Source organism: Lentzea sp. (genome assembly GCF_035525475.1).
GTDB lineage: Bacteria > Actinomycetota > Actinomycetes > Mycobacteriales > Pseudonocardiaceae > Lentzea.
Map to the genome: position 1 here is coordinate 1 of NZ_DATLEC010000116.1, position 10,841 is coordinate 10,841.

General features: G+C 69.2%; 9 protein-coding genes and 1 riboswitch. All 9 genes read right to left on the reverse strand.

The genetic code is table 11. The features are described from left to right. Positions 1-1,426: ABC-F family ATP-binding cassette domain-containing protein (locus tag VM306_RS20220; RefSeq protein ID WP_325517277.1), on the reverse strand; the 1,426-nt coding region annotated here is incomplete at its 3' end. An 80-nt stretch (positions 1,427-1,506) separates the two neighbouring features. Beyond that, on the reverse strand, positions 1,507-2,469 hold the full coding sequence (locus VM306_RS20225; protein WP_325517279.1) for a 4-(cytidine 5'-diphospho)-2-C-methyl-D-erythritol kinase: 963 nt from the start codon (positions 2,467-2,469) through the stop codon (positions 1,507-1,509). 57 nt (positions 2,470-2,526) lie between these two features. Then, complete coding sequence (locus VM306_RS20230) at positions 2,527-3,318, reverse strand: MetQ/NlpA family ABC transporter substrate-binding protein (protein ID WP_325517281.1); 792 nt, start codon at positions 3,316-3,318, stop codon at positions 2,527-2,529. 28 nt (positions 3,319-3,346) lie between these two features. Further along, positions 3,347-4,003, reverse strand: coding sequence for a methionine ABC transporter permease (locus VM306_RS20235; protein ID WP_325517284.1), 657 nt, complete (start codon positions 4,001-4,003; stop codon positions 3,347-3,349). A gap of 23 nt (positions 4,004-4,026) precedes the next feature. Further along, on the reverse strand, positions 4,027-5,025 hold the full coding sequence (locus tag VM306_RS20240; RefSeq protein WP_325517286.1) for a methionine ABC transporter ATP-binding protein: 999 nt from the start codon (positions 5,023-5,025) through the stop codon (positions 4,027-4,029). Between the two features lie 215 nt (positions 5,026-5,240). Further along, positions 5,241-5,334, reverse strand: a riboswitch (SAM riboswitch). 88 nt (positions 5,335-5,422) lie between these two features. Next, positions 5,423-6,244: a 16S rRNA (adenine(1518)-N(6)/adenine(1519)-N(6))-dimethyltransferase RsmA gene (gene rsmA / locus VM306_RS20245; RefSeq protein WP_325517293.1), complete on the reverse strand. Its 822-nt coding sequence runs from the start codon at positions 6,242-6,244 to the stop codon at positions 5,423-5,425. A 554-nt stretch (positions 6,245-6,798) separates the two neighbouring features. Further along, positions 6,799-8,211, reverse strand: a complete 1,413-nt coding sequence (locus VM306_RS20250; RefSeq protein ID WP_325517288.1) for a transglycosylase family protein — start codon at positions 8,209-8,211, stop codon at positions 6,799-6,801. Between the two features lie 301 nt (positions 8,212-8,512). Then, a complete protein-coding gene (locus VM306_RS20255; RefSeq protein ID WP_325517290.1) occupies positions 8,513-9,334 on the reverse strand; it encodes a TatD family hydrolase in 822 nt (273 codons plus the stop codon). Next, positions 9,331-10,841: methionine--tRNA ligase (gene metG, locus VM306_RS20260; protein WP_325517291.1), on the reverse strand; the 1,511-nt coding region annotated here is incomplete at its 5' end. The genes VM306_RS20255 and metG, both read right to left, overlap by 4 nt.

Here is a 10,841-nt window from a genome sequence, read left to right on the forward strand (position 1 = left end):
CCACGACCTTCTCGCAGACGCGCTCGACGAGGTAGCGGTCGTGGGAGATCACGACGAGCGTGCCCGCCCACGAGTCGAGCAGGTCTTCCAGCTGCTGCAACGTGTCGATGTCCAGGTCGTTCGTCGGCTCGTCGAGCAGCAACACGTTCGGCTCGGCCATCAGCAGCCTGCACAGCTGCAACCGCCGCCGCTCACCACCGGAGAGGTCGGAGACCGGCGTCCACTGCTTCTGCGACGAGAACCCGAACCGCTCGCCCAGCTGCGAGGCCGACATCTCGTACTTGCCGAGCACGACGCGCCGCGCGACCTCCTCGATCGCCTCCAGCACGCGCATCGACCCGTCGAGGTCGAGCAGCTCCTGGGAGAGGTGCGCGATCTTCACCGTCTGGCCCTGGATCCGCTTGCCCGTCTCGGGTTCGCGCTCTCCCGCCAGCAGCTTGAGCAACGTCGTCTTGCCGGACCCGTTGACGCCGACGAGACCGATCCGCTCACCGGGCCCGATGCGCCACGTCAGGTCGCGCACCAGCACGCGGTCCGGAATGGACAGTGTGACGTCCTCCAGCTCGATCACCGTGCGGCCCAGGCGCTTCTTGGCGAAGGCGAGCAGCTCGACGTTGTCGCGCAACGGGGGCACGTCCGCGATCAGCGCCTCGGCGGCCTCGATCCGGTAGCGCGGCTTGGAGGTCCGCGCGGGCGCGCCGCGGCGCAGCCACGCCAGCTCCTTGCGCGCCAGGTTCTGCCGCTTCTCCTCCAGCGTGTCCGCGAGCCGCTGCCGCTCGGCGCGCGCGAAGATCCAGTCGGCGTAGCCGCCCTCGTACTGCTCGACCTTGCCCTTCACCACTTCCCACGTGCGGTTGCAGACGGTGTCGAGGAACCACCGGTCGTGGGTGACGACGACGAGCGCGCACCGGCGGGCCAGCAGGTGCTCCGCGAGCCACCGCACGCCCTCGACGTCCAGGTGGTTCGTGGGCTCGTCGAGCACGAGCAGCTCGAGGTCCTGGATCAGCGCGGCCGCCAGCGCGACGCGGCGCCGTTCGCCACCGGACATCGTGGAGACCACGGAGTCGAGGCCCAGCGCCGTGATGCCGAGACCGTCCAAAATGGACCGGACGCGGGCGTCGGCCGCCCACTCGTGCTCCGCGTCGAAGCCGAGCGGGTCGATCACCGCGTTGCGCACGGTCGAGCCGTGCGGCAGCTCGGTCCGCTGCGTCACGACGGCCATCCGCAGGCCGCGCGAGCGCGACACCCGGCCGTCGTCGGCGGGCTCCACCCCGGCCAGCACCTCGAGCAGCGTCGTCTTGCCGCCGCCGTTCAGGCCGACGACACCGATCCGCTCGCCCTCGCTGACGCCGAGCGACACGCTGTCGAGCAGCGGCCCGACGCCGAACGACTTCGACACGGACTCCAGGTTGACCAGGTTGGCCATCAAAACCTCACGACTTCGGAGAAACTGCCCGGTGAAGGCTACCCAGAGGAGCGGGAGACCCCGTCCACCAGCTCACGCTGTCACGCGCGGACCTCGGGTGGCGTGGGCTTGGGCTCCTCGGTCGTGATCACGCGCGCACCCGGCACCGGCCCGTGCGCGACCCTGACCGTCCGGCACACCCCGGCGCCGGCCAGCTCGGCGGCCACGCGCACCGCCATGTCGCCGTCCTCGCACAGGAACGCCGTCGTGGGCCCGGAACCGGACACGATGCCCGCCAGCGCACCGGCGTCGACACCGGCGCGGAGGGTCCGCCTGAGGTTCGGCCGCAACGAGACGGCGGCGGCCTGCAGGTCGTTGCCCAGCAGCAACGCCAGCTGGCGCGGGTCGCCGGAGGACAACCCCTCCAGCACCGCCTCGACCGCGCCGACGCGTGGCGGGTCACCCTCGGCGCGCAGGCGGTCCAGCTCGTCGAAGACGTCCGGAGTGGACAGTCCGCGGCGGTCGAAGGCGATCACCCAGTGGAACTGGTGGCGCCCCAGCACCGGGACGATCCGCTCGCCGCGGCCCGTTCCGAGAGCGGTGGCGCCGTAGAGGGCGAACGGGACGTCCGCGCCGAGCTTCCCGGCCAGTTCGGCCAGCTCGTCGCGGCTGATGTCCAGCCGCCACAACGACGACAGGCCGACCAGGGCCGCCGCCGCGTCCGCGCTGCCGCCCGCCATGCCGCCGGCGACCGGGATGGCCTTGCGGATGACGACGCGGACCTTCGGGTCGTCGGCGTCCCTGCCCACGTGCGCCGCGAGCAGCTGGACGGCGCGCCAGGCGAGGTTCGAGGCTCCGGTGGGCACCTGGTCGGCGCCTTCGCCGTGCACCTCGACGCCGGGCTCGTCGGCCACCGCGACGGTGACCTCGTCGACCAGCGAGAGCGCCTGGAAGATCGTCACCAGGTCGTGGTAACCGTCCGGGCGCACGTCACCCACGGCCAGGTGCAGGTTGACCTTGGCCGGGACGCGAACTGTGACCGGGGGCGGAACGACTGCGAGCACCATGTCAGCCTACGGGCGTTCTCGGGTCCCGGACTCCTCCCCCGGTCGTCGTCACCGTCAGACCGGGATGACCGAGCCGTCGAACGTCTGCTTGATGTAGTCCTTGACCTGCTGCGATCCGAGCAGCTCCGCCAGGTCGCGGATGCGCTTGTCGTCCTTGAGCTCGGTGCGGGTGACCAGACCGTTCGCGTTCGGGTTGCCCTCGGCCTTCTCCAGCGCGAGCGAGTCGGTGGCGGGCTTGAGACCGGCGTCGATGGCGTAGTTGCCGTTGATCACCGACGCGTCGGTGTCCTCCAGCGACCGCGGCAGCTGAGCGGCCTCCAGCGGCACGAACTGCAGGTTCTTGGGGTTCTCCGCCAGGTCGCGCACGGTCGGCTGGTCCACGGTCTTGAGCTTGATCAGGCCGTTGGCCTCCAGCAGCTTCAGGCCGCGGGCCTCGTTGGTGGCGTCGTTCGCGACCGCGACCTTGGCGCCGGAGGGCAGCTCGTCGAGCTTCTTGTACTTCTTCGAGTACAGGCCCAGCGGCTCGACGTGGACGGGCTGGACCCACTCCACCTTGGCGCCGCTCTCCTTGGTGAACGTCGCCAGGTACGGGACGGTCTGGAAGTAGTTGGCGTCGAGCGAGCCGTCGACCAGCGCGGTGTTGGGCTGCACGTAGTCGGTGAACTCGACGACCTCGATCTTCAGACCCTTCTGCGACGCGAGGTTGTCGGCCACGTACTTGAGGATCTGGGCGTGCGGGACCGGCGAGACGCCGACCTTCAGCGTGTCCGAGGCGGACGCGCCACCGGACGAGCAGGCGGACAAAGCAGTCAAAACGACCGCGATCAGGGCAGCCTTGATACGCATGATGTTCCTTTTGAGAATTGCTACGGGGTCAGACGGAGGCGTGCCGGCGCCGGTCGGACGCACGGGCGGCACGGGTGAAACCGAACTGGATCACGGTCGTGAGCACGGCGAGCCACGCCACGGTGCTCCACAGGATCCGGTCGTTGAAGCGCTGGTAGCCCTCGCGGATCGCGAGGTCGCCGAGACCACCGCCGCCGATCACGCCCGCCATCGCCGAGTACCCGATGAGGGCGATCACGGTGACGCCGATGGCGTTGATCAGCGCGGGCAGCGACTCGCGGATCAGCACGCTGCGCACGATCCTCAACGTCGAGGCGCCCGTGGTGATCGCGGCCTCGACCACGGTCACGTGCACCTCGGACAGGATGTTCTGCACGAGCCGCCCGACGAACGGGATCGCTCCCACGGCCAGCGGCACGATGACCGCCGTGCTGCCGATGGAGCCGCCGACGATCAGGCGGGTGACGGACGTGAGCGCGACGAGCAGCACGATGAACGGCATCGAGCGGCCCAGGTCGGTGACGAAGCTGAGAACGCGGTGCACCGCGGCGTTCGGACGCAGGCCGCCCTGGGCGGTGAGCTGCAGCCAGACCCCGACGGGAACTCCGAAGACGGTGGCGATGACGGTGGAGACGCCGACCATGTACAGCGTCTCCCCGGTGGCCTCGACGAGATAGGTGATCACGTCGGACCAAGGTGTTGCAGACCTCACGCAGCTACTCCCTGTGGCCCCTTCAGGGACCTCTGCACCGCACCGCCGGCCTCGCCGATCCACTCGAGAGCGGAGTCGGAGCGCTCGCCGTTCAAGCCGAGGCGGAAGCGCGCGACGGGCGTCTCGCCCAGCCGGGTGAGGCCACCACCGACGATGTTCAGCTCGACGCCGAACCGGTGGGCGGCCTCCGGCAGCAGCGCGCCGACCGCGGCGAATCCGACGAGCACCACGTCGGCGACCCGGTCGTAGGCGGTCTCGTTGATCGGGTTCAGGTCGACGGCTGGCAGCAGCGCGGAGCTCGTGCGGCTCCCGGCGTCGCCGACCAGGTCGAGGACCTTGCCGTGCTCGACGACGCGGCCCTGCTCCAGCACGGCGACGTCATCGCAGATCTTGCGGACAACGCCCATGTCGTGCGTGACGACGAGGACGGTCACACCCAGCTCAGCGCGCGCACGGTCGAGCACGGTCAGCACGGACCCGGTGGTCTCGGGGTCGAGCGCGGACGTGGGCTCGTCGGCGAGCAGGACGCTGGGGTTGGCGGCGAGCGCCCGCGCCACGGCGATGCGCTGACGCTGCCCGCCGGACAGCTGGTCGGGGTAGGCGGTGGCCTTGTCGGTCAGCCCGACGAGGTCGAGCAGCTCGCCCACACGGCTGCGGCGCTGCGGTCCGGGCACGCCGGCGGACTCCAGCGGCAACGCGATGTTGCCGGCCGCCGTGCGCTGCCGGAGGAGCGAATCCCCTTGCGGCACAACGCCGATCTGACGACGGGCAGCCCGCAGGGCCGACCCGTCGAGGCTCGTGATGTCGGTGCCGTCGACGCGGATCGCACCCGAGTCAGGACGCTCGAGCAGCGCGACGCAGCGGGCGAGCGTCGACTTGCCGGCCCCGCTCGGGCCGACGACACCGAGCACGGTGCCCGCCTCGACGTCGAGGGTCACGCCGTTGAGGGCGCTGACACCCTGGAAGGACTTGGTGAGGTTTTCGACAGTGATCACGTCTGCTCCACGGCTGCGCGCGACGGCACACTCGCCTCGAGGGCGGTGCGCGGTCGGAGTTCTGCTCAGGTGTGTGCGCCACTCGTTGGCCGAGTGCGCGTCAAAGGACTTTGAGAAGGCGCCTTAGACGAGGTGGCGACGACATGCAGAAGACGAGCGACGGCACTGGTCGATGACTCGACGGCGCGTCAGCATTCGCACGGTACCCATGTGATCCTCCATCGGTCCTGGCGTTAGCACCTGCCCGCATCCAGCGGGTGGTTGCTGCGACGTCGTAGAGCCAGGTCTCTCAGTCGCTCCGGATGGCAAGTAGCAGTCAACCGGACGGACGTTCGGTTGCGCAAGCCAGATTCCGATTCGTTCGACAGATCACACTGTTGGCCGAAGGATCCCCGGCTTAGACCTCGGCGATCCGGATGAAGTCGATCACGCTGAGCTGCTCGCCCCTTTGCTGGGGATCGATGCCCGCCTTCTGGAGCAACTCGTCGACGTTTGGCGTGGTGCCCTTGAGGGCAGCCCTGAGGGTTTTGCGGCGCTGGGCGAAGGCGGCGTCGACGATCTTGAAGAGCTTCTTGCGGTCCACAGTGGACAACGGCTTTTCGTGGCGCTGGAACGCGACCAGCCCCGAGTCGACGTTCGGCGCGGGCCAGAAGACGTTCTTGCCGACGGCCCCGGCCTTCCTCGCCTCCGCGTACCAGGCGAGCTTCACGCTCGGGACGCCGTAGATCTTGCTGCCGGGCTTGGCCGCCATCCGGTCGGCCACCTCCGCCTGGACCATCACCAGGCCCTTCTTCAGGCTCGGGAGTTCGTGGAGGAGGTGGAGGACGACCGGGACCGCGATGTTGTACGGGAGGTTGGCGACGATCGCGGTGGGGTGCGCCGGCAGGTCCTCTTGGGTGACTTTCATGGCGTCCTTGAGCACCACCTGGAGCTTGCCCGCGTTCTCCGGGTCGTGCTCTTGGACGGTCTGCGGAAGCCGGTGCGCCAGCGGCGGGTCGATCTCGACCGCGACGACCTGCTTGGCGTTCGGGAGCAGGGCGAGGGTCAGGGAGCCCAGGCCTGGGCCCACCTCCAGGACGACGTCGTCTTCGGTGAGGCCGGCTGCTGCGACGATCTTGCGGACCGTGTTGGGGTCGTGGACGAAGTTCTGGCCCAGTTTCTTGGTCGGGCGGATGTTCAGCTCGTTGGCTAGACGGCGGACTTCGGCGGGTCCCAGCAGGCTCACCGGGGCATTCTCGCAGGCGGCGTGGGTCGGGGTGCGTGCGGTCTTGTCGCGTTGGCTGGTTGCTGTTCCAGCGGAGGGGTCACCCCTGCCCGGCGGGTCGCGTTCCAGCGTGGTTGCTCAGGCAGTGTCGACGCGTTCGTGGTCATCGCCGCTTCGCGTCGACAGCGATTGGGGCACACCGCTTCCCGGCGGTTCATGGGGCTGTCCGGCTCGCTTCGCGTCGCCATGGGGAACGTTGGGCAGCAGGTACCGGACCTCGCCTTTTCCAGAGCCACCGGAGTGTCAGACCCGCCCGGTACGTTGGGTCGCGGGGGAGCCACAACGCAAGGGGACCCCTGCGCCAGCCTGCCCACTCCTCCAGCAGCGTGCGCTCCCAGCGTCAACCCCGGCATGCGCCCGCAGCGTCAACCCGGCACGCGCGCTCCACGCGGCAGCCCCGCTTTCCCGGCCCGGACACGGCAGCCCCGCCCCCTACCCCGGACGCGGCGAAGGCCGCCCGTGGCGGACCAGGGCGGCCTTCGTCTGGGGACCGAGAAGTGATCTGGGGTTTACGGCAGGCCCAGCTTGGCGCGGCAGCCCGGCCACGCCGAGTAGGTGCCGCCGCGGCCGTCGCGCAGCTTGGTAGCGATGGCGATCTGCTGTTCGCGGGTGGCCTGGTGCGGCAGGGCCGCGTAGGCGGTGCCGCCGTAGGCGGCCCAGGTGCCCGCGTCGAACTGGAGGCCGCCGTAGTAGCCGTTGCCGTTGTTGATGGCCCAGTTGCCGCTTGCCTCGCAGTTCGCGAGGCGGTCCCACACGGCGCCGTCGGGGAGGGGCTTGGTGCCCATCACGATCTTCTTCGGCTTCGGCTCCTTGGTGACCTTGCCGCCGATCTTCTCGCGGCTGATCTCCTTGCCGTTCTTCACCGTCACGCGGTACTGCGAGATCTGCTCGCCCGGCGTGCCGGGGTCGAGGACCTTCTGCTCGCCCGCGTTCATGTTCGGGTCGTTGGTCTTCTCGACCGGCGGGGCGACCGGCTCGTTCACGTTGATGACCGTGACGCCGGTGCGGGAGATGTAGACCTCGGCGCCCGTCGCCAGGCGGACGTCCGTGCCGGACGCGACGGCGTCCTCGGCGCCCAGGGTGATGTTCTCGCCCTTGAGCAGCTCGTCGACGGTCAGGGCGGTGGTCTGGACCTCGCGGACCGGGTTCGCGCCGTCGAAGAGCTTGATGTTCTTGCGGGTCTTGACCTCGAGGTTCATGCCCTCGAGCGGGATGTCCTGGCCGGTGGGGGCGGAGAACCACGCGCCTTCGAGCGGGACGCCCATCTGGCGGGCGGCTTCCTCGACGGTGACCGAGCGGACCCAGTCCTCGCGGGCCTGGCCGTCGACGCTCGTCTTGAGCAGGCGGCCTCGGTCGAGGCTGATCTTGGCGCCGTCGGAGATCGGGGTGTTCAGCGACGGGGACAGGGCGTCGTGCTCACCGACGACGATGCCTTCCTCCGCCAGGACCTCGCCGACCGTGCCCTCGTAGGAGTGGACGGTCTGCAGGGCGCCGTCGACCTCGACGGTCAGCGACTTGTCCATCGCCATCGCGGTCACGCCGCCGCCGGAGATCGAGACGAGGATCGCGGCGACCGCGCCCTTGAGGAAGCGTCGCTTCCAGGACGAGACGGCCGTGACGAGCAGTTGCGGGTCGCTCTTCTCCTCTTCCTCCGTCGGGAGGACGAGGGGCGGCATGATCGTCGTCTCGGCGTTGATGAGACGGATCAGCTCGTCGACGTCGACGTTGGCCGTGGCGAGCAGGTCGTCCGCGTCCGGGCCGAGGACCTCGAGCACGTCCGCGGGCGTGATGGTCAGCGCACCGGCGGGAAAGCTCGGGTGGGGGTCGGCGAGTCCGACGGCCGTCGCACCGCTGACCGGCGTGAACCAGTCCGTGTCGTCGTTGAAGTCGTACGGAGCGGCAGTTCTGTCGCTTCGAGACACTGGGTCGATACCTCCATTGCGGAAGCTCGAGGCGACCGCACAGTTGGCGTTGACAAGATCATTCGAGTCGGACTCGAAATTCCCCGGCAACTCCTCCTACGTGGTCTCGCTTCTTCGCGCTTCTGGCTTGGGTCCCGCCCCGACCGCGGGCGTGCTCCGAACCGACAAGGTCGACTCAGGTGGCACGGTCACGGGACCATAACGGGGTAGCGCACGTTGCGCAAACACCTCCGCGGATGTTGTGACGTCAGTCACCCCATCGAGGTAGGAACCCCTTGCTCCGTTCGCCTCAAGCCGCATTTCAGTCGCCAAGCCCGAACACTCGTTGAGCAGTACGGCTGACGGCGGAGCAGAGTTCAGAAAGATCTTCGCCGCGCAGCGCGGCCAGGTCCCGAACTGTGTAATTCACACAATAGGGTTCGTTCGGACGGCCCCGGAACGGATGGGGCGTCAGGAAAGGCGCGTCCGTCTCCACCAGGAGCTGGTCCTGCGGCACCAGCAGGGCCGCCTCCCGCAGCGCTCGGGCGTTCTTGAACGTCACCGGGCCCGCGAACGACAGGACGTACCCCGCGTCGACGCACCGCCGGGCGAAGTCCGCGTCGCCGGAGAAGCAGTGGAAGACCACAGTGGACGGTGCGCCCTCGGCGTCGAGGATCTTGAGGATGTCCTCGTGCGCATCCCGGTCGTGGATCATCAACGGCTTCCCGACGCGCTTGGAGAGGTCGATGTGCCAGCGGAAGGCCTCGTGCTGGGCGGCCGGCGGCGAGTAGTCCCAGTAGTAGTCCAGGCCGGTCTCGCCGATCGCCACGACACGGGGCTGGACGGCCAGCCGCTCCAGTTCGGACTTCTCGGTGTCACCGAAGGAAGACGTGCGCGTCGGGTGCACGGCCACGGCCGCGTAGACGCGCGGGTCCCAAGTGGACGCTTCGGCGGCCCACCGCGCGGCGGCCAGGTCGTCCGCCACGGTGATCACGTGCGAGACACCGGCGGCGTTGGCCCGGTCGAGCAGCACGGCCACGTCGGCGGCGTTCTCGGCGCCGCACGCGTCGAGGTGCGTGTGGGCGTCGATCACCGGTGCCGGAAGGACTTCCGGCACCGGCGGTCGTTCACGCTTCTCGCTCACTTGACGATCGGGGCCCATTCCGGACCGGTCTCGCCGAGCTCCGGGTCGAGCTTCGCGAACAGCGGAGACGGCTTGCCCAGGGGCCGGCCGGCCGCGATCGGCGTCGACTCCCACCTGGCCTGCTCGCCCGCGTAGTCACCGGTCAGCACCGGGTACGAGCGGTCGGGCACGTCGAGGTCGGTCACCTCGGTCATCTCCGGCTGCGCGGCCCACACGCCCGTGCCGCCCAGCGCCTCGTGCACCTTCTGCGCCGAGTGCGGCAGGAACGGCGTCATCAACGTGTTCGCGTCCTGCACGACCTGCAACGCCGTGTGCAGCACCGAGTCGCGGCGGTCCGGGTCGTCCTTGAGCTTCCACGGCTCCTGGTCGGACAGGTACTTGTTCGCCGCGGAGATCACGCGCATGGCCTCGCCGGAGGCCTGCTTGAACCGCGAGCGGCGCAGGTGCGCGCCGACCGTGTCGAACGCCGCCTTCGACTGCCGCAGCAGCTCGTGGTCGGCGTCCGTCAGCGCCGTGGCCTTCGGGATCGCGCCGACGTTCTTGTGCGCCATCGAGACCGAGCGGTTGACCAGGTTGCCCCACTCGTTCGCCAGCTCGAAGTTCGTCCGGCGGACGAACTCCTCCCAGGTGAAGTCGGTGTCCTGGTTCTCGGGACCCGCGACGGAGATGAAGTACCGCAGCGCGTCCGGCCCGAACTCCTTCAGGAAGTCGCCGACGTAGATCACGGTGCCGCGCGACGTCGAGAACTTCGAGCCGCTCATCGTCAGGTACTCCGACGACACGACCTCGGTCGGCAGGTTCAGCGTGCCGAACCGGCCGGGCTCGCCGCCCTTGTCGCCCGCGCCGTTCTGCCCGAGCAGCAGCGACGGCCAGATGAGCGAGTGGAAGACGATGTTGTCCTTGCCCATGAAGTAGTAGCCCTGGGCGTCACCCGTCCAGAACTCCTTCCAGGCGTCGTCGTTCCCGCTGCGCCGGGCCCATTCGACGGAGGCGCTCAGGTACCCGATCACCGCGTCGAACCACACGTAGAACCGCTTCATCGGCTGCGAGCTCCACCCGTCGAGCGGGATCGGCACACCCCAGTCGAGGTCGCGGGTGATCGCACGCGGCCGCAGGTCCTTGATCAGGTTCTGCGAGAACTTGAGCACGTTCGGGCGCCACTCGGACCGCGTACCCATCCAGCTGCCCAGTGACTCGATGAACGAAGGCAGGTCGAGGAACAGGTGCTCGGTCTCGATGAACTTCGGCGTCTCGCCGTTGATCCGCGAGCGCGGGTTCTTCAGGTCGATGGGGTCGAGCTGGTTGCCGCAGTTGTCGCACTGGTCACCGCGCGCGCCGTCGTAACCGCAGATCGGGCAGGTGCCCTCGATGAAGCGGTCGGGCAACGTCCTGCCGGTGGACGGGCTGATCGCGCCCATCTCCGTCTTGGGGATGACGTAGCCGTTGCGCCACAACGCGGTGAACAGGTCCTGCACCACCTGGTAGTGGTTGCCGGTCGTCGTGCGGG

Bases quoted from the DNA above. Each gene is read 5' to 3' on its own strand.
- VM306_RS20230 (WP_325517281.1), bottom strand. From the start codon at position 3,318: ATGCGTATCAAGGCTGCCCTGATCGCGGTCGTTTTGACTGCTTTGTCC.